Raw genomic sequence first — 20,893 nt, 5'->3', positions numbered from 1 at the left:
ACTGTTTCCTTTTCTACTTTTCTAACTGTATTTTCGAGAGTCCCTACTTTATCAACTGTAATAGCTACTACGTCACCATCTTGTAAAAATGTAGGCGGTTCCATAGCGACGCCTACGCCACCAGGTGTACCAGAACAAATTACATCTCCAGGCTCTAATGTCATAATGGAAGATAGATACTCAACTAAATGGGGGACGCTAAATACTAGATTTGCAGTATTCGAACGCTGACGTTCCTCTCCGTTAACAGTTAAGGAAATTTCTAATCCATCTGGAGAAGGTATTTCATCTTTTGTCACGAGCCAAGGGCCCATTGGTGCACTTCCATCCACACTTTTTCCTTGTAACCATTGTAAAGTTCTTTTCTGTAAGTCCCTTGACGTTACATCATTGACAATCGTATAGCCTGCTACATAATCAAGGGCATCCTCTTGTGGCACATCCTTTGCACGTTTTCCTATTACTACCCCTAATTCAGCTTCATAATCTAACTTTTCCGTAATAGGAAAATAAGGGATATCATCTTCAGGTCCGATTACTGTATTGGCGAATTTAGCAAATAGTACTGGATACTTAGGTATTTCCCTTTTCATTTCGAGAATGTGCTCTCTATAGTTATGTCCTACACAAATGATCTTTTGGGGTTCTGGAACAGGAGCACCAATTTTTACTGAACCCTTTTCATAAACTGCTGAAGACGTATCGAGTCGTCCTTTAACAAATGAAATTGCTTCTTTTGCGGCATCGAGGCTGCTGTCACCTCCTTGCAGGAATTCATTCGTTTTATTAGGTATAAAAGTTTTAGCAACTGTTAAAGCCCTAACTTCTCCTTCTGCAGCCAACTTTTCCTTATAGGCAGTCTGTAAATCTACAACCATATCATTTTCAATTAAGGCACCAACTTTAAGTCCATTACCTGGGTCAAATGTAATTAGTTTCATTATCCTACCTCCATTTTTCTCTAATAGTGAACTAAGTTCACTGAACTGTTAATTAGAATTTTAGAGACCATCTATAGAAATGTCAATAATTTTTAGAAAATTAATGTTATTATTGTGATTAATGTCACTGAAAATTACGCTTTCCTTCAATCTGTATGGAAGGGAAATAGATATATTTGTAATATTGAGTTGATTTAAATGTTTAACTTGCTTACTATTAAATAAACCGTTGTGTAGGAGGGATAAAAATGAGTTCGTCAAATACAAAAACCATTCAGTCCCTAGAAGTGGGATTTAATATTATAGATATTGTTGCAACGAAACGTCGGCCGTTGAAATTTACGGAAATACATGACTTAACTGGAATTACTAAAAGCAATCTTTATAAATACTTAAATACATTAACGAATCTTGGGTTTTTATATAAGGATCCAGGAGGTCTTTATTCTTTAGGTTCCAAATTGATTGAATACGGTACAACCGCTATCGGGAACGAAAATGTAGTTGCAAAAGTAACACATATCATGGAACGTATGAATGAGGAATTGGGGGAAACCATTATTTTGTCAGTGTTCACGGACAATGGACCGGTAGTCGTTCAAATAATGAAAAGTACAAGGACGATAAATATTGGTGCTGAAATTGGGACGACACTGCCTATTTACTCCGCTTCAGGACAAGTGTATGCAGCATTTCTAGATAATTTAAAAAGTAGGAATTGGCTGGAGCAACAATTAGGATTGATGGATTCGGAAAGGAGAACCAGGGTAGAAAATGAGATTGAAGAAACGAAGAAAAACAGAATTGCTTATGCTATTGAACCTTTAGCTCCTTCCGTTTCTTCTGTGGGAATTCCTATTTTTAATGTAACTGGAACGCTTTTAGGTGCTATAGCTGTTGTAGGGTTCTTTGATTCTAGCTCCTTAAAAAGTGACAATAAAATGCGTCAATACTTACTTACAAAATCAGAAGAGGTATCTAAACAATTTGGATATAGACCAATAAAATAGCAGTTGAAAAGCCTTCCGTTTTTTTTTAACGGGAGGCTTTTAATTTGGCGAACGCTAACTCGACTTTAATTTAGTCACGTAAAAAAAAGTTTTGAGGTAAAAATTCCCTTTATATTAACTGCCAATCTTATTTTTTGGAAAATTAATTATATTAATAACATTGACAATATAGTGAACATGTTTTACTATATCGATAAACATAATCCGCACTGTGGAAATGGTGTTCACCTGGTGGTTAATTAAGGAGATTGATGACATGAAAGAAGTAAATGTAAAGTCCATTCGAAGTGTGGAAAGAGCATTAAGTGTCTTAAATTGTTTTCTGCTTGAACGTAAGAAACTAACTTTTAAAGAGATTTTAGAAATGACAGGGCTACCAAGGACTACCCTTTACCGAATCCTTTTTACGTTAGAAAAGGAAGAGTACCTTGTATATGATAAACATTTAGATGAGTATCGTTTGAGTATGCGATTCTTCCATTTAGGAATGACTGCTTCTGAAAGCGGTTACTCTTATAAGGCGATATCACCCTTTTTAGATGAGTTGAAGTCACAAGTCCCCCATACAATCCTTATTGCAGGCTTGTCAGATCGTAAGCTTATTTATCTTGATAAAAGAGAAAGTACAAGGGAATTGAAGGTAGGGTCGGAAATCGGGCAAGTAAGAAATCCTGATTACAGTATTTTAGGAAAAGTAATATTAGCTTTTTTAGAACAACAAGAATTAACCAAAATTATTGATGACTTAAAAGGAGTGAGGTCAGAAGAAGAAATTTCCGCTTTATTAGTTCGTTTAGAAGAGATTCGTAGAACAGGGTATGCTAGTGCATGGGACGAAACGACCGTTGGCGTTGCTGGGGTAGCCGTTCCGATTTTTAACCAAAAGAACGAAGTAGTCGTTTCCTTAGGTGTTCTGTCTCCCTCTGCAGGTTTAGAAGAAGGAGAGTTTCAAAGAATTATAGATTTAACTGTACATACAGCTTTTGAAATTTCTAGTTCATTAGGCTTTAGAAAGGATGGGGTGAATGTCTAGAAAGATGGATACAGATGTTTTAGTAATTGGTGGTGGTTGTGCTGGCATACGGGCAGCTTTAGCAGCTAGAAAAGAAGGGGCTCGTGTTTGTTTAGTTTCGAAAAGTAATGTAGGATCTGGAAGTGCCACTGCATTCTTGGATCAGTTAGTAGAGTTTACTGCTCTAGGTGTTACAGCGGGAGAAGAGGATAAGCAACATTACAAATCTGATTTATTCGAATACGGTCATTATGTTAATGATCCTCAATTAATTGACATTTACGTAAAAGGGACTGCAGAACAATTAGAGTATTTAAAGGATGTAGGTCTAGAGGTTACAGAAAAGCCCCAAATGTTACCTAGTCATAGGAAAGCTAGGGTGTTGCGGGGGAAAGGTGAATTTGGCACAGATATGCTTTACAAGCTGAAGGATAAGGCCATTGAAGAAGGGGTAGAGTTTTTGGAATTTGCCTCTGTTTATGAAATTAATAAGAATGTATTTCCTTCATTTTGTAAAATTGCTCAGCGAAAAATCAATAAAGAACAACCATATGAGTTTGAGGATATTTCAATGAGTTTTAAGAGTCTCGTAATGGCGAGTGGTGGAGCAGGTCAGATTTTTTCCTTAAGTACCAACCCCCTAGGTGCTACTGGGGATGGAACAGGTTTTGCTTTACAGTTAGGGGCAGAATTGTCTAATCTAGAGTTTATGCACTATCTACCTTTGCTTGTACATCCTATAAATGGGTTCTATATTATTAGTTCCATTACGACTAAGGGCAAGTTCTACAATACAAAAAACGAGGAATTTGTTCCAACCTTACCTGAGGAATTACTCTCTGAGGAATTAACGGTACAACAAGGGTACTTACTGTTAGAAGTATGCCAGTGGATTGAACAACAAATCATTGATGGAAATGTGACAGAACGAAATGGCGTTTATTGGGATGGAAGGGGCCACATTGAGCTTATTAAAGAAAAAATTCCAAATAGCTACAATAAACTTCTTAAACAAGGTTTAGATTTAGGGAAGGACATTGTGGAAATAAGTATTGGATGTCACCAGATGATGGGTGGGATAAAAATAGACAATACAGGTTCTTCTACAGTTCCTGGCCTATATGCTGCAGGTGAAACGGCTAGTGGCTTTCAAGGAGCGGAGCGTTTAATGGGGACCGGTGTGATGGATGGTCTCGTTTTTGGGGAACTTGCAGGTAAAAACGCAGCTAAATATGCCCTTGCAAATAAGAAAAAAGAAACAGAAAAAACTTATCCTGTAGTAAGTGAAGATGGTAAATCTAATCAAATAACTAGGGAATCTATCAGCCAATTAAAGAAACAATTGAAAGAAGCGATGGATAAGATTCTAATTACGAAAGATGACCAACGGTTAAAAGCTGCCTTAGTTGAGGTTATGCGAGTCCATGATTTAATAAACGACTATAATATTAACTCGCAACCCTTATCTGTACGTCATTCCCTATCGGAGTTAAAAAATATGGTGTTGACCTCTTTAGCGGTTATCGAGTTATCACAGGCTCGAAAAGAAACGAGAGGTAGTTTTAAGCGGTTAGATTATCCACAGCTGGATCCAGATCTGACAAGGCCAATTTCCTTTTTATTAGATGATCTTTTTTTACCGAATCATACTAAAAAACATGTTTATTAAAGTAGTGAGTCATTTGATTTTTACTTCATTTATGTTTGTAAGCGTGTATAAAAGCGCTTGATAAATAATAAGGGGGATTTATTCCAATGAGATTGTTAAATGTAAAATTAGGAGTATTGTTAGTAGGATTGTTCGTTCTTTCTTTGGTGGCTTTGGGGTGTAGTAATGATGCAGGAAGTAATACTGAGGGGGGAGATACGGAGTTTTCCATTGGAACAGCAGGAACTGGTGGGGCATTATATCCAATGGGGGTAGCAATGGGGCAAGTTATTAGTGAAAATAGTGATTACGTAGTAAATGGTCAGGCTAGTGAAGGGACAGTAGAAAATATTCGTAATTTGAGTGAAAATCGTATCGGTTGGATTATTGCACAAAATGAAGTCGCTTATTTTGCTTATAAAGGAGAAAATGAGTACGAAGGGCGTGAATTTGAAGAGATTAGCTCTTTATTTGCAACCATTGACGGCTGGGTACAAATTTTTGTTAGCGCAGATAGTGAGATTCAATCGGTTTCAGATTTTGAAGGTAAACGAATTGGTGTAGGTGCCCCTGGTAGTGGTGGAGAAACGACATCTCGTAGAGTACTAGATTTTTACGGTTTAACTTTCGATGATATCCAAGCAGAACGCATTTCTGATGGTGAAATGGTTGAGGCGTTATCTGATGGGACAATTGAAGGGTTTATTAGTACACATCCTCTAAACTCAGCACCATTAATGGACCTTGTTAGTTCTACAGATGTTAGAATGATTGGTATTGAAGAAGAAGAGTTCTATGAAACATACCCATACTATTCGCCAGCAACTATTGCTGATGATGTGTATGAAGGCGTGAATTCTGTACAAACAGCAACAAGTAAAGTATTTATGTATACTCGAAATGATACGTATACAGAGGATCAAATTTATGAGTTACTAGGACTTATTTTCGATAATCGTGATGATTGGGTAGGAGCTCATGCATCATTAGAGGTTATTACGGTAGAGAATGCTTTGGACGGTATCGTTATTCCTTTACACCCAGGTGCTGTGAAGTTCTTTGAGGAGAGAGGTTTAGATATTCCAGAGGACATGAGACCATAAGGACATGATAGGATAAAGGTGAAGCAACCAAAGAGATGCATAGTTTTGTGTTGCTTCCTTTCCTTTTCAATACTAGTTTTTGTGGCATATAAGGGTTTATATAGAAAGGTTTCCTAAGGAGGTCGTAATCCTTTGACTATATCTGTAGGGCATAATCAATATACCAATGCATTACCTTTGTTTTTTTATATTGACTATGACAAAATGAGAGAACTTAATATTTCGTTTGTTACTAGATTACCTGCTGAGTTAAATAGGGGATTGGCAGATGGTAAGTTAGATATTTCTTTAATATCCTCGTTCTCTTATGCACTTAATGCAGAAAAATATGAGCTGTTACCAGGGTTATCCGTATCGGCTCAGAAGGCCGTAGGTTCTATTTATTTATTTTCAAAGGTTCCTATTAATGATTTAAATAATAAGAACATAGCTCTAACGAATCGTTCAGCAACATCCGTTGCTTTATTGAAAGTGCTATTAAAGGAATTTTACAACTACGACGTAAACTACGATGTTATGGATCCAAATGTAGATGAAATGTTGAATAACCATGATGCTTGTCTAATCATAGGTGATGAGGCTATTTTAACTTTTCGAGAAAAGAAATTAAAGCTTTATTCTTATGACTTAGGGAGGATGTGGTCTATATTTACAGGTTTGCCCATGACGTTTGCTATATTTGCTGTCCGAAAAGAAATCTATTTACAAAAACAGGTGGAAATCCGGTTAATTTGGGATGAACTGATCAAAAGCAAAGAATTATCCCGGGAAAAGAAATTTAGACCGATGATTCATAAGATTAAAGAAAAATATGGCGGAGATTACTCCTTTTGGCTAGATTATTTTAATTCTTGTTTAAATTATGAATTAAATGAAGAGCAAATGGCAGGGTTACAATACTATTATGAATTAGCTTATAAACATAGTTTAATAGAAAGAGTTCCTAATCTTTCTCCATTATCCATGTTAGAAAAGTGAATGGTTGGAGGTGTCCTCATTGTTTGAAAAAACAGCAAATAAAATTATTTTTGTTATTGGGCTTTCATTGGCCGCTTTTCATATTTACACAGCTATGAATGGACTTTTGACACCGATGTTACAACGAGGAATCCATGTAATGGGGGTACTGTTAATAGCCGTTTTACTTTATCCCTATGTAATAAAAGGTATCAAAGGCACTATTATTAATAGTGGTTTATTTATCCTTGTATTAGTAAGTAGTATATATTTTTTATTTCAGCTATCGCCTGATCGGATTGCAGATCGGGGATTTTTAGGACCTACCCAGCTAGAGATAATATTTGGAATATTTCTAATTGTGCTATTGCTAGAAGTAACTAGAAAAACAGTAGGTTGGGGTATATTCTGGGTTGCAGTAGGTACGTTAATCTATGCCTTTTTCGGTCCTTATTTCCCAGGCGCCCTTTCTCATCGGGGAATGGACTTTTATGATGTTTCTTCATTTATTGTATGGACAACAGAAGGGATTTTTGGTTTGCCGATTGCTGTTGCAGCAACATTTATCATCCTTTTTATTATTTTTGGATCCCTGTTAAATCGATTAGGGGCTGGAGATTTCTTTTTAAAGCTAGCTTTAGCCTTAACGGGAAGAATTAGGGGTGGCCCAGCACAAACTGCCATTGTTGGAAGCTCTATAATGGGGTCTGTGTCTGGAAGTTCTGTAAGTAATGTGGTAACGACAGGTAACTTTACTATCCCGCTCATGATGAAAACAGGATATAGCCCTAGAATATCTGGGGGGGTTGAAGCAGCTGCCTCTACGGGCGGTCAAATTATGCCTCCGGTTATGGGAGCTGCGGCGTTTGTAATGGCAAATGTGATGGGGGTTCCTTATTCTACTATTGTATTAGCAGCCTTAATACCTGCGATTTTATTTTATGTGTCTCTTTGCTCAACTGTATATTTAGAGGCGAGAAAATCTGATTTAAAACCAATGGAAGAAAGCCAAATTCCAAGGTTAAAATCCTTTATTTTTAAAGAGATTTATTTTGTTATTCCATTAATTGCTCTTGTAGTTTTCCTCATGGGGTATCAATATTCAGCTATGAGATCTGCTTTATTTACTATTTTTGTTACAGTTCTTTTATATATCATTGTTAGTTTGATCAAACATTTTAAGATACCAGTAAAAGAGATTCTCGGGGCATTAGTTGATGGAGTTAAGATGATCGTTCCTGTAACAGCGGCGTGTGCCACAGCTGGTATTGTTATTGGGGTGATAAGCTATACTGGGTTAGGAGTACTGTTTACACAGTTAGTTATTGGTTTATCAGGCGGGCATTTAATACTCGCATTATTCTTTACGATGATTGCATGTATCATTTTGGGAATGGGGCTACCTACAACAGCAGCTTATATTATTACGGCAATACTAGGGGCTCCGGCGTTAGTGGAGTTAGGTGTTCCACTAATAGCAGCTCATTTCTTTATCTTCTATTTTGCCATCATGTCTTTTATTACGCCTCCAGTAGCTATTTCTGCTTATGCTGCTAGCGGTATATCTGGGGCAAATGCCATGGCAACAGGAATTTCTGCGTTTAAACTAGGGATTGCTGGATTCATTGTTCCATATATGTTTGTATATAACCCAATATTATTGGGACAAATGGATAATATCTTTCTAGTTATCTATGCTTTTGTTACAGCTCTCATTGGTATATTCTCCTTATCAGTCGCTGTAAGTGGTTGGTTAATGAGTAAGGTTCATTTAGTTGAAAGAGGCTTATTTCTTACGTCTGCCATTTGCTTAATTTATTCTAATATCTTTACGGATGTTATAGGGGCATTACTATTTGCATTACCATTGATCCTTAATATTAGAAGATACCAAACATTAAATAATGAAGCACGTCTTTCTCAAGTTGAAGGGACTTCAGCTTGGTAAACTAACATTCATTTAGTTAATGAGATTGGTCGTGAATAATTAATGGAAGTAAAGAGCTTTTCCATAAGATCAACAATTATTATTGGGCTAATTATTAATTATTTAGCCTATTTCTTTTTTCCAGTAAATGTGTTGCAGTGGAGTTTATTTGTTTTATCCATCTTTGCTTTTGGTATGAGTATTATTAGAGTGAGCAAAGTTCCCATGGTAATTGGACTAGTATTGTCGTTAACAGGTACTTTTATTATTCTTGTCTTTGATTATGGTTTGCAAGAGTTAATCAATGGATTTTTAATGAATCTTCCGATACTCAGTCTATTTTTACTTGTCCCCCTCATTTCTATTCCTTTAAAAAGTGGCGGGTATTTTAACGGTATTCAGGGGATTATGTACCAGTGGGCGAAATATCCAAAGAAGATATTTTTCATTGTTACTTCTTTTTTGTTTGTTATAGGTCCTGTTTTGAATATAGGGTCTTTAAGGGTTGTTAATGATATGGTAAATAGATTAAAGCTACCTGCTCCTTTATTGGCTAAGGCTTATGTTTTGGGATTTGCTTCTGTTTCTTTATGGTCTCCTTATTTTGCTTCTATTGTACTTATTATGTTTTATTTAGAGGTTCAAATCACTCAATTTATCCCATATGGTATTACCCTAGCCTTTATTCAGCTATTTGTAGGCAATGTGATTTTTAGAAATTGGGTAAAAAGGAATAAGGGAGTGGTAGACACATCTAATGTTCAAAGGGAAGAGAATGCTGAAATTACCGTAACTAATAAAACAGTTGGATATACAAAGACCATTCAATTTCTAGTTATTATTCTCGGATTGATTGTTAGTATATTAACGTTAGAGTTTGTTTCGGGATATCCTGTTCCTTTATTAGTTAGTTTAACATCCCTTGCTTTTCCTTTATTGTGGGTTTTGGTTAGTCGGACCTGGGTAGCATTTGGAAATGAATTAAAAATCTATCAATATCGTCTTGGGAAAACGAGTAGTGAGGTAGTCTTATTACTAAGTGCAGGATTATTTGGTCATGCGATTACACTAACTCCCTTTGCGAATACTATAAGTACATTTTTATATACGGTTGCGGATCTATCCATTTTGCTATTAGCAATTATCATTGTATCTGTTGTTGCCATATTATCCTTTATAGGTGTCCATCAAATAATTGTAGTACCAATTCTAGCGATGCAAATGGATCCTAGTGTCATTGGTGTACCTGGAGAACTTTTAGCAGTTATTCTTGCTTTGGCTTGGTCTGTTTCTGTTATGTTTAGCCCGTTAATTGCATCAAATATTATGGTTGGACAGTTAGTTAATCGATCGAGTTTTACTGTAAGTGCTAGATGGAATTGGGTACTTGTACTTACAATGGTTGTTGTTGGTGTATTTTATATTGGAGTATTGTCCATGTATTTTTCCCTTTAATGAGTTAGGAAGGGAAATAAGGGGCAAGGAAGTGTGAGGAAGTTTCTCATGCTTTTTTGCGTTTACCTAAAGGGTTAGAACCGTGTAGATTCTAGTTACTTTCATTCCTAAATATTAAATTTTTAATAAATTCACGAAATTGTTAAATTTTCATATGGTTTGAGTGATTTAAATCACTGAAATATTCGGATAATTTGGTTGACATTTGAAAATAAACTTGTTATTCTCTAATAAATAACTCAATTCACTATAAGTGTTTATGGGGTGCTGGTTACTTAATATCTTATAAACCAAGGGGGATGACTGTATGAAAAAGAATTTCACAGTATTTTTCATTGTAATGGTTACGATGGTGGTTCTTGCTGCATGTGGGTCTTCAGAGGGAACGACTGGTGAAAGTAATACGGAAGCTGCTGGTGAGGGTGAGTCCTATACGTTTAAACTAACGCACATAACTGGACCAAGCCATAATTGGCACCAAACAGCAGAAAAATTTTCTGAAGAATTGGAAGCCCTTTCAAACGGGCGTATGACTTTAGAAATTTTCCCATCAGGACAATTAGGTTCTGAGGGAGATATGATCCAACAAATTGAAACGGGTACAGTAGATTTCGGTTTCATCACTAATGCTTATTTAAGTACACGCGTTGATACGTTAAATGGATGGTTTATGCCGTTTTTGTTTGAGGACTTAGAAGCTGCTAATGCTGCAAAAGGAACACCGGAAGCAAAGCAAATGCTAGAAGATCTTTCAAATGACAGTATGATAGCATTGGATTTTGCCTTTGCAGGAAATAGACATATTTTAATGACTGACGGCACTATTAGTTCACCTGATGAATTACAAGGAAAGAGAATACGGGTTATTGGTAGCCCTGCCATTCAAGATTTCTGGGTTGAAACGGGAGCCAGTCCAACACCTATGCCACTTCCAGAGGTATATACTTCTTTACAAACGGGTGTAATCGATGGAATTGATATTGATTTAGATGCCCTTGTATCAAATGCTTTATACGAAATTGCCCATGACTTAACGTTAACTAACCATATGGCATTTCCTAGTGTTGCTATCATGAGTAGGCAAACGAGAGATAGTTTATCTGAGGAAGACATAGCTATCGTGGATGAAGCCTTAGCTACAGCTATTGAATGGGGGATTCAAGATCAAATTCAACGTGAGATTGATAACTTAGAATATTTAAAGGAACAAGGATTGAATATCATAGATTTTAATAATACTAATGCGTTTGATTCTATAAATGCAGTAGTTTATGAAAAATACAGTGAAAATGAAACGATTAGAAGTATTATTGAAGCGTATAAGTAATATTTTAGTAAGTTTCCGTTCATTTATTTCAAATACTTAGTTTTGTAGGACAGAAGTGGTAGGGACCTGCGATATAGGAGCAGGTCCTTTTTTGAAAAATAAACCATGAACAAACCCAATGGGGGTGAATAAATGCTTATTATTAATGGACTTAGTAACGTAATTTTTAAAGTAGAAAAACTGTTGGCTGGAATTTTACTTTCCACCATGTTTTTATCTTTATTTTTAGGCGTTGTTTACCGCTACTATTTTAATAGTCCCTTATTTTGGTCCGATGAAGTGGCTATATTTTCTTTAATTTGGTTGTCATTTATAGGTGGAAGCATGACAATTAAAACGAAAAGATCAGCCGTTGTATCTGTTTTTGTAGATAATTTAGGAGAAAAATCAAAAAGGGTTGTTATAAGCCTTAGCTATTTTATTGTGTTGTTTTTTACCGTTTATTTCTTTTATATAACGATGAAATGGATTGTGTCACCGTCCATACTTGTTCAGCGTTCAAGTGCTATGCAGTTGCCTATGATTATTCCGTACTTTAGTGTAGTGGCAGGCTTCTTTGCAATGATGATTCATTCATTGGCGCTTTTTGTTAACAGCTTAAGAAATGATGTTACGTAGGAGGCTAATCTATGTTAATAGCGCTACTAATTTTTATACTCTTATTATTATTAAAGGTACCTATAGCCTTTGTACTAGGAATAACAAGTATTATATATATAGTGTTCTTTGGAAATATTGGATTACTGGCGACAGCTCCACAACGACTCTATTCTGGAATTGAAAGCTACGGGTTATTAGCTATTCCATTATTTATGTTAGCAGGAGAATTAATGAATTCTGGTGGAATTACTAGAAGGTTAATTACTTTTTCTAAAGCTGTTATAGGACATTATCGTGGCGGATTAGCTTATGTTAATGTAGTGGCCAATATGTTTCTTGCATCTATTATAGGTTCAGCAACAGCACAAATTGCAATGATGAGCAGAGTTATGGTTCCATCTATGGAAAAGGAAGGGTATGATCGAGCATTTAGTGCATCCACGACAGCATCGGCGGCATTACTAGGACCGATTATCCCACCAAGTATGCTTTTCATCATTTATAGTGTTACAGCTAGCCAGTCTATTGGAACAATGTTCTTGGCTGGAATTATTCCTGGAGTATTGTTGATGCTAGGCTTTGTTGGGTTAATCGCGTTTATTGGCTATAAACAGAACTTACCTGTTTCTAAAAAGGAATCTTTCAAAAATGTTATGATTTCTTTTTTTCAAGTACTCCCTGCGTTGTTAGTACCAGCAATAATTATTATTGGGATATTAGGAGGGATTTTCACTCCTACGGAATCTGCAGCTATTGCATGTTTTATAGCATTGGTGGTGGGTGCTATTTATAGGGAACTTAAATTTAAGGACATTCCAAATATTTTAGTAAATACAACATTATCCACTGCCACTGTAACATTACTCATTGCTATGGCTAATTTATTTGGCTGGGTATTAACATTTGAACAAATTCCACAGGCTCTTGCCCAGTGGATGACCTCACTAACAGAAAGTCCGATAATTTTCTTACTATTAATCACTATCTTTTTATTAATAGTAGGTACGGTAATGGATGGGATTGCAGCATTAATTATACTAGTTCCTATCTTTATGCCATTACTACCACTTTATGGTATTGATCCAATTCATTTTGGTGTTATTATTTGTATCAACCTAACGATTGGTTTATTAACACCGCCAGTAGGTGCAGGTTTATTCATTGCTTCATCCATTGGTGATGTAAAATTTGAAAAATTATCTAAGGCCATATTACCGTTTTTAGTGGTTTCGATAATTGTTTTACTCCTTTTAACATTCATCCCAGATCTTGTGCTGTGGATTCCTTCACTCGTTAATGGATAACAAATCTTGGTGTTTGGGAACAGGAAATGATATTAAACTTGAAGAGTTAGGGTCTGTTAACCTCTTATGGTTAACAGGCCTGTTTTTTTTGTGAACAAATTGTGTCTAATTCACAGTTTGTTCACAAATGTACAAGTTTTTAATCTACCAAATTTAATAATTGTGACAACTTTTAGTTGAAAAAACAAAATGTGATTTATATCACCGTAATTCAATAGGTTATTCCCTTACTATTTTTACCAGAGAGACATTTAAAGGGCTCTCTCTAATAAAAACGAGGGGGGAAATATGTGAAGTCTAATTTATTGATTTTCTTCATTGGGTTTATGATTGCGCTTCCAGTTGGTTTTTTCATTTTTCAATCGGATAGTCAATCTACAGCCGTTGAAGAAGCCTCAGAAAATGCTACAGAAAATAGGGAAGAAGCGAATAATCAAAATGAAACAACAGAGGAACCAAGGGAAATTCCAACTGAAGCAATTGCTCTTCAAGGAAACGGTTGTGTTGCATGTCATGCAGTAGAAACCCTTAACTTGGATGGACCAGCAACGGGACCAGATTTATCAAATGCTTACACTATTGTTGAAGCAAAGCATGGTAAATCCATAGAGGAATATTTGCAAAATCCAACGACTGCTGTTATGGCCAGTGTGATGGACGGGCACCCATTATCGGATGAGGCATTGGAATCCGTGGTGGAAGCACTACGCCTAGCAGCACAATAACCGTACCAACCATACAGAATATTTCATCTACTAAGGAGGCTATTTATGACTAAGATATTATCGGGTATCGGCGGTATTGCAGTTGGATTACTCGTCACCTTTGTATTATTTGGAGGTTCCCTATTAGGGGCAGGGAGTGCGGAACAGGACCTTCAACTGAAAAGTAATGCAGAAGCAGTATACGTACCACATGGGGAACATGATGAATATTACTTAATAAACTCTGGTGGGCACTCGGGTCAACTATTTATTTATGGTGTTCCATCCATGAGGCATATTCGTACCATTCCAGTTTTTACCCCAGACCCGGCGACTGGTTACGGGTTTGATAAAGAATCAAAGGAAATGTTAGGGGGATATACGTGGGGAGACTTACATCACCCTGCTTTATCTGAAACGAACGGTGACTATGACGGAAAGTTTTTATTTGCAACGGATGTAGCGAATAACCGAATTGCTGCCATCGATTTACAGGACTTTCATACCGTGGACATGATGAAGGTTCCAAATATCGGTGGCCCTCACTGTGCCGCTTTCGTAACGGAGAACACGGAATATTTATTCTTGCCAACACGTTTCTCTTTACCATTTGATGATCCACATGCTTCGTTAGATGATTTTAGTGAAAAATATCGTGGTGTGATGTCCGCGATTACCTTCGATCAAGAAGAGAAGAAATTTGATATTGCTTATCAAGTAGCGCTGCCACCTTGGAGCTATGATAAAGCAGCTTCCGGTAAATTAGTTTCAAGAGATTGGGCGGTTTTATCTACTTATAACACAGAAGAAGCGACCACAAATTTAGAAATAAAAGCATCACAAGCGGATCGTGACTATGTTGTTTTATTTAATTGGAGAAACCTAGAAGAAAGAGTAGCAAACGGCGAGTATGAAATGCATAACGGAGAAAGAATGATTTTTCCAGAAAACCTTGATGGTGATATTTACCTTGTACCTGCAGCAAAATCCCCCCACGGTATTGATGTTACACCAGATGGAAAGTATTTCATCACATCTGGTAAACTAGCACCTGCCATGACGGTTTTCTCTTTTGAAAAAGCCTTTGAAGCGATTGAAAATCAAGATTTTTCCGGTGAAAGAAATGGAATTCCTATTTTAACCTATGAATCTGTTATGGAGCGTGAAGTAGATCCTCCAGGAGCACTAGGACCTCTTCATACACAATTTGATGACCGGGGTAATGCGTATACGACCATGTTTATTTCATCAGAAGTCGTGAAATGGGACGTTGCAACTGGAGAAGTTCTGGACCGCCATTCAGTGTATTATTCCCCGGGGCATTTAGTTACGGCCCATGGCGATACGGTTAACCCCCATGGGAACTACTTAGTATCTTTAAATAAGTTTTCATTAAATAACTATCTATCCGTAGGACCATCTCACCCGGAATCGATGGATCTATTTGATATAACTGGTGATACATTGAGACACCTGTCATCAACGCCAGTTAACTTAGAACCACATTATGCGCAAATGGTTCATCGAGATGTTATTAATCCTTTCCATGTTTATGAGCGGGATGAATCGGATCCACGTGCTGTTTACGATCAAAGTGATACACGTATCGAACGGGACGGAGACCATGTAACGATTTATGGAATTTCCATGCGTTCTAAATTTTTGTTCGATGCAACTTCAGAACGTCCAGATGTGATTGAAGTCAATGAAGGGGACTTAGTAACCTTGCATGTAACGAACAATGACTTCGACCAAGACATTACCCATGGTCTTGGAATTATGGATTACAACATTAACTTTGAGCAAATGCCAGGTCAGACGAAAACAATCGAATTTGTTGCAGATAAAGCGGGCGTTTTCCCGATTTATTGTACTAACTTCTGTTCCGCATTACACCAAGAGATGACAGGTTATTTAATCGTTAATCCAAAATAATGTTTAAGGCAGGAGAGACTGGGACATAACAATGCATTAACACAGCGGAGGAAATATACGTAGACTCCATCGGGAGCAAAGGCAAAGGTGAGACCCCGCAGTGGGAGCCAGGATGGCGACATTACGCCGTTGCCCACAAGCGGGACCTGAGACACTTCCTCGAGTAGTTTGTGTCGAGTAATCGCAGACGCAGGACGTGGGCTTTCCTTAGGCGTAATTGGCGAGGAGGCTCACCAGCCGCCCGCGGAAAGCGAAGTATATTTCCGAAGCGATTTACATGCTTATATCAGTCTATCCTATTTAGGAGATGTGGATGATGTCAAAAAGACTTTCAACTCAATCTACCATTCTATTATTTGTTTCTGCAGGATTACTCGTTGTATCGATTTTCCTGCAATGGTGGGGAATGAAGTTTTATGCGCCACAATACCCACAAGGGTTAAATATTATTGTATATCCCTATAAGCTAGCGGGTGAAATCGATATAGTTAACAGCTTAAATCACTATATTGGCATGGCGAGGTTCAGTGAAGAAAGTTTTCCAGAGCTGCAATACTTACCTTGGATTATCACTGGTATGGGGTTACTCATTATTATTACAGCATTAGTAAGAAGAAGGAGTCTTTTATATGGTGTGATCGGTCTTTTCATCATCGGAGGAATCCTTGGACTGTACAGTATTCGCTACTGGCTTGTTAAGTTTGGTACAGAGCTTGATCCAATGGCCCCAATCACCATCGATCCATTTGTACCTCCGATTATTGGAAGAAACACGATTGCTAATTTTGAAACGATCAGTTATTTTTCGTACGGTTCCTTTGTTTTAGGGTTCGTATTTTTACTTCTCCTTTATCCCTTATGGAAGGAGAGAAAAAAAGGATGAAAAAAGGACTTCTTGTTGTTTTTATGATGCTCCTTCTATTTTTTCCAAAAAACATAGAAGCTGGGGGAGAATTACAAGGAATCATTGATCAAACACCCCCGCACGGAATAGTGGAACTGTCTAAAAAGGTGTACGAAGGAAATATTACCATTGATAAGCCGATCACGATCATCGGCGTAGATTCCACAGTGATCCGTGGGGATGGGACTGGAAATGTAATTACGATTAACACGGAAGAAGTTCATTTAGAGAATTTACAGATTGAAAACAGCAGCTTTGATAGGGGGAGTGGCGAGGAATATTCAGGAATAAAAGTAAACGAAGGTAGAAATACGCTTAGAAATCTTCACATTTCTCAAGCTTATCACGGTATTTATCTCAGTCAAGCCCATGGAAATGTGATTGAACAAGTAACGATATTCGGGCAAAAAGGGAAGGAAACCGTTGCTGGACAAGGGAACGGCATTCAAGTGTATTACTCAAACGATAACGAGATTACCAGTAATTATATAGAAGGTACACGAGATGGTATCTATTTTGAATATGCCAATAAGAACACCTTAACGAACAATGAAATCAGCCATACACGGTATGGTTTACATTATATGTACTCAGAAGATAATGTTTTTCGGGGCAATACTTTTGCCTTTAATATTGGTGGGGCAGCTGTTATGGGTTCACGGCGAAATGAATTTACGAATAACGATTTTTCCATGAACCAAAGCTCCCGGTCCTTCGGCTTACTCTTGCAAGCAAGCAGCGATAATGTCGTAATAGGAAATCATTTTTCTAATAACAAGAGAGGGTTGCTCGTAGAACAATCTCATCATAACAACATCTCTGAGAATGCTTTTATTCAAAATAATATTGGTATCGAGATATGGGCAAGCTCCACGGAACAAACCTTGACAGAAAATCAATTTTATAAAAATCAAAGTCCCGTTATTCAAGTGGGGGGACATTCCGAAAATCATTGGAGCGTAAATGGACGAGGGAACGACTGGGGAAATAGTTTCCCATTATTAGATTTAAATCAAGATGGTATTGGAGATTTCCCTGTTTCTTATTACTCCTCGTTACATCAATTGATCGAAAATAATGAACTTACCTATTTCATGATCAATAGTCCAAGTATCGTCGTTTACGAAAAGATGAACCAATGGATGAACAATCAGCGCGCCATGTTTCAAGATGATTTTCCACTACAAACACGAACTAGTCTACCATTGATGCCTTATTCCATTGCACTAGTGATCGTAGGTGGATTCGTAATTGGTATTTACAAACGCAGGAGGGAAGCAGGATGACATACATTTGGAAAGAATGGCTAGAACAAACGAGAAGTAAAGGACTATGGTTCGGAATTGGAATCGTCATGCTTATGTCTGTCTTCATTTTCATGGAAGCAAAGAACAGCCCGATGGAACATAATTTTCAGGCGTTTCTTATCTCCCTTCACGAAATGCATGTGTTCTTGCTCCCCCTTCTCTGCTTATTTCTTGCATCCTTTGCCGTTATGCAAGAAAAAGAATTAAAAACATTAATGATGATCGTTACGAAAAAAGAATCGTATCGTACGTTTCTTTTCAAAAAAGCCATTGCCGTCAATACCATCATCTTAGGCCTATTCATTGGCTGGTACTTTCTATTAGCTATAACAATGAAATTATTTTTATCCTTTGAAGTAGGAGAGTTTCTCGCATTTTTACTAACGGTTATCGTCTTTATTCTCATATTTAATCAAATTGGCTTTTTTATTGGAACCCTTTGTTCCAACCGCATGCAAGCAGTAGGGTTAATCGTGTTTGTTTGGTTTTTATTTATCTTTTTATTTGACCTTGTTTTACTTTATCAGCTGCCAGGGGTCACCCATGAAAACATCTTCCTGTTTTCCATCGTGTTCTTTTTGCAGCCATTAAATACGTTAAGACTTTATTTAGAAACTTCGGTAGGTGTGTTTTCCCTTGAATACATGTCTTCCTTAATGGATAGATTGATTTGGCTTTCACCAGCTAGTTTCCTAATGTTAAATTTACTCCTATTTATTGTTGTATTTTTCGAGTTAGCCATCTGGTCAAAGAGAAAGGGGCTTCGTCATGATTAATATTCAAGGATTATCCCAGTATTATGGCAAAAAAATCGTCCTTAACGATGTCCACTTAGGGGTGGAAGAGAAAGAACGCTGTGCCCTAGTCGGCCGTAATGGCTCAGGTAAATCCACGTTAATTCATTCCATGCTTGGATTATTACCTGTTAAAAAAGGTTCGATTCTGTTAGGGGGACATTGTACAAGGAAAACGGATAAATGGAAAAAAGAAGTAGCCTATTTACCTGAAAAGTTTCATTTGTACCCACAATTGACTGCGAATGAAAACCTTCGTTTTTTCGCCGAATTACAGGACAGTAAGCCTGATGATGAAAGAGTGGAACAAGTATTAACACAAGTGCGACTAGAGGAAAACAGAAGTGATAAAATCCATACCTTTTCCAAGGGGATGCTGCAACGCTTAGGGCTTGCTTTAATGCTCTATTATGATGCAAAACTATTAATTTTAGATGAGCCGACGAGTGGACTTGATCCTATTGGTCGCGCAGAAATTTTGAGTATTTTACAATCGTTGAAGGATAAAACCATCTTTCTATCTTCCCATCATATGGATGAAATTCAACAGGTTTGTACGCATGTAGCCTATTTAAATGATGGGAAAATAACGAAGTATACCGTAGCAGACTTTACGAAAAAGATGGGGGAGGAACTAGCGTATGCCAAAAATAAAAAAGCAATATAAGCTGGTGATTTTGTCGATTTTGTTTCTAGCTTTCCTTGTAGGTTGTGGAGGAGGGGGCAACTGGGTTGTTCAACTAGAAAATGAACCCGTTTACGAACGGGGAGAAAAAACAAAGATCGTGTTTACGGTAGTAGACGGGGAGGCCCCCGTAAATGATTTGCAAATTTCGGCGCTGCTGGAAATGAGCCGCATGGATCATGGCCATATTGAAGTAGATTTTATCAATGTAGACAACGGAGTTTACCTAGGTGAGGTGGAATTAGCCATGCCAGGGGAATGGATTGCCAGCCTGACAATAGTATCAGGTACGGATGAATACGAAAAAATGATGGAATTTGAAGTGGGGGATGGGCATGATTAGTTTACGAATCTATGGTAAAAATATGTTATTTTATAGCATCCTATCTGCCTTCCTATTATTGGCCGTTGCTTGCAGCGGAGAATCTAAAGCGGTGCTAGCAGAAGTGGATGAAACGAAGATTACTAGTGAAATGGTAGAGTTCCAACAATTATTAAGCTTATTACACATTGAACTGGTCCGGACGGAGGGAAAATCATCCATGGATGAAGCGACATTTGCGGAAATGAACCGTTTGTGGGAAGAGCAGGAGCGTCAAGTTACACACATTAACTACACGTTAACATCGATGATTAGGACCCTTGCAATGGCAAAATTAGCAGAACAAAAGGGACATATTATCCCCGAAGAAGTAGTTTTAGAGCAAACAGATCAATTTCTGAACCAATATCGTTACGATGTAACGTTCACATTAATAGAAGAATTCGGTGAAGAAAGATTTGTCTCTCAACTAGAAAAATACACGAAAGACTGGTTATTAGCTCGCCTCGTCTATAATGACATGATCGAAGATATACAAGGAAAATATCCAGAAAAGGTGTTAGAAGAAATTCACTATTTAGCAAATGAGCAATATGAAGATTTGCTCGTAGCACAAATGGAAACATTGAACGTGACCATTTATTCGTTAGAAGGGTACTAGGTGGGCAGACGCTTGTCGAATAATATATTCCATGGAAAACGGAGAGAAAACACCCTCTCCGTTTTAGCTATTTCTTGCAGTGTGATGATTACCAGGTCTACTTTACGTTATGCCCTCAGGATGGGCGAAGTGAGGACAACAAAAGAGGTAATCGCTCCGTTATGTCCGCAGGAGGAGCAGTGTGAGGACAAGAAAAGTGTAAAACGCCCCGTTATGTCCACAAGAAGGCGATGTGAGGACAAGAAAAAAGGAAACCGTTTGGTTATGTCCGCAGGAGGGGTGGTGTGAAAATGATAA

18 protein-coding genes and 1 pseudogene are annotated in these 20,893 nt (G+C 37.4%); 18 read left to right on the top strand and 1 reads right to left on the bottom strand.

Annotated elements, in window-relative coordinates; genetic code table 11:
* Positions 1–17 precede the first annotated feature (17 nt).
* Positions 18–941: pseudogene (locus J2S74_RS03270) on the bottom strand (fumarylacetoacetate hydrolase family protein); the annotation flags it as partial.
* A 248-nt stretch (positions 942–1,189) separates the two neighbouring features.
* Between J2S74_RS03270 and J2S74_RS03265 the strand changes: the two are divergent.
* From J2S74_RS03265 to J2S74_RS03180, 18 genes are all read left to right on the top strand, one after another.
* On the top strand, positions 1,190–1,951 hold the full coding sequence (locus J2S74_RS03265) for an IclR family transcriptional regulator (RefSeq protein WP_307321763.1): 762 nt from the start codon (positions 1,190–1,192) through the stop codon (positions 1,949–1,951).
* A 256-nt stretch (positions 1,952–2,207) separates the two neighbouring features.
* Entirely contained in the window at positions 2,208–2,984 is a 777-nt protein-coding gene (locus tag J2S74_RS03260; protein WP_307321761.1) for an IclR family transcriptional regulator, read from the top strand.
* Positions 2,977–4,632 carry an FAD-binding protein gene (locus J2S74_RS03255; protein WP_307321759.1) on the top strand — a complete coding sequence of 552 codons (1,656 nt, stop codon included), beginning with the start codon at positions 2,977–2,979 and terminating at the stop codon, positions 4,630–4,632. The genes J2S74_RS03260 and J2S74_RS03255 overlap by 8 nt, the downstream gene beginning before the upstream one ends.
* A gap of 86 nt (positions 4,633–4,718) precedes the next feature.
* Positions 4,719–5,714 carry a TAXI family TRAP transporter solute-binding subunit gene (locus J2S74_RS03250; protein ID WP_307321758.1) on the top strand — a complete coding sequence of 332 codons (996 nt, stop codon included), beginning with the start codon at positions 4,719–4,721 and terminating at the stop codon, positions 5,712–5,714.
* A gap of 132 nt (positions 5,715–5,846) precedes the next feature.
* Entirely contained in the window at positions 5,847–6,692 is an 846-nt protein-coding gene (locus J2S74_RS03245) for a menaquinone biosynthetic enzyme MqnA/MqnD family protein (RefSeq protein ID WP_307321756.1), read from the top strand.
* A 19-nt stretch (positions 6,693–6,711) separates the two neighbouring features.
* Entirely contained in the window at positions 6,712–8,619 is a 1,908-nt protein-coding gene (locus J2S74_RS03240) for a TRAP transporter permease (RefSeq protein WP_307321755.1), read from the top strand.
* A gap of 42 nt (positions 8,620–8,661) precedes the next feature.
* Positions 8,662–10,053, top strand: a complete 1,392-nt coding sequence (locus tag J2S74_RS03235; protein WP_307321753.1) for a hypothetical protein — start codon at positions 8,662–8,664, stop codon at positions 10,051–10,053.
* Positions 10,054–10,360: 307 nt separating this feature from the next.
* Positions 10,361–11,380 (top strand): TRAP transporter substrate-binding protein, encoded by a 1,020-nt coding sequence (locus J2S74_RS03230; RefSeq protein WP_307321751.1) that lies wholly within the window; start codon positions 10,361–10,363, stop codon positions 11,378–11,380.
* Positions 11,381–11,512: 132 nt separating this feature from the next.
* Positions 11,513–11,998, top strand: a complete 486-nt coding sequence (locus J2S74_RS03225) for a TRAP transporter small permease (RefSeq protein ID WP_307321749.1) — start codon at positions 11,513–11,515, stop codon at positions 11,996–11,998.
* An 11-nt stretch (positions 11,999–12,009) separates the two neighbouring features.
* Positions 12,010–13,284 carry a TRAP transporter large permease gene (locus tag J2S74_RS03220; protein WP_307321747.1) on the top strand — a complete coding sequence of 425 codons (1,275 nt, stop codon included), beginning with the start codon at positions 12,010–12,012 and terminating at the stop codon, positions 13,282–13,284.
* 290 nt (positions 13,285–13,574) lie between these two features.
* Entirely contained in the window at positions 13,575–14,009 is a 435-nt protein-coding gene (locus tag J2S74_RS03215) for a c-type cytochrome (RefSeq protein ID WP_307321745.1), read from the top strand.
* A 45-nt stretch (positions 14,010–14,054) separates the two neighbouring features.
* Positions 14,055–15,923, top strand: a complete 1,869-nt coding sequence (nosZ, locus tag J2S74_RS03210) for a Sec-dependent nitrous-oxide reductase (RefSeq protein WP_307321743.1) — start codon at positions 14,055–14,057, stop codon at positions 15,921–15,923.
* Between the two features lie 316 nt (positions 15,924–16,239).
* Complete coding sequence (locus J2S74_RS03205) at positions 16,240–16,806, top strand: hypothetical protein (RefSeq protein WP_307321741.1); 567 nt, start codon at positions 16,240–16,242, stop codon at positions 16,804–16,806.
* Complete coding sequence (nosD, locus tag J2S74_RS03200; RefSeq protein ID WP_307321739.1) at positions 16,803–18,113, top strand: nitrous oxide reductase family maturation protein NosD; 1,311 nt, start codon at positions 16,803–16,805, stop codon at positions 18,111–18,113. Before J2S74_RS03205 ends, nosD begins: the two co-directional genes overlap by 4 nt.
* Positions 18,110–18,910, top strand: a complete 801-nt coding sequence (locus tag J2S74_RS03195) for an ABC transporter permease (RefSeq protein WP_307321737.1) — start codon at positions 18,110–18,112, stop codon at positions 18,908–18,910. The genes nosD and J2S74_RS03195 overlap by 4 nt, the downstream gene beginning before the upstream one ends.
* Positions 18,903–19,595: an ABC transporter ATP-binding protein gene (locus J2S74_RS03190; RefSeq protein WP_307321736.1), complete on the top strand. Its 693-nt coding sequence runs from the start codon at positions 18,903–18,905 to the stop codon at positions 19,593–19,595. The genes J2S74_RS03195 and J2S74_RS03190 overlap by 8 nt, the downstream gene beginning before the upstream one ends.
* The gene (locus tag J2S74_RS03185) at positions 19,570–19,956 is read left to right on the top strand and encodes a FixH family protein (protein WP_307321734.1); all 387 of its coding nucleotides are present in this window, start codon (positions 19,570–19,572) and stop codon (positions 19,954–19,956) included. Before J2S74_RS03190 ends, J2S74_RS03185 begins: the two co-directional genes overlap by 26 nt.
* Positions 19,949–20,596, top strand: coding sequence for a hypothetical protein (locus tag J2S74_RS03180; RefSeq protein WP_307321732.1), 648 nt, complete (start codon positions 19,949–19,951; stop codon positions 20,594–20,596). The genes J2S74_RS03185 and J2S74_RS03180 overlap by 8 nt, the downstream gene beginning before the upstream one ends.
* Positions 20,597–20,893: the final 297 nt, after the last annotated feature.

The sequence above is a fragment of the Evansella vedderi genome, from assembly GCF_030813435.1.
GTDB classification, from domain to species: Bacteria; Bacillota; Bacilli; order Bacillales; family Salisediminibacteriaceae; genus Evansella; species Evansella vedderi.
The sequence above is the reverse complement of the archived record's forward strand: the minus strand, read 5'-3'. Positions and strand labels throughout refer to the sequence as shown.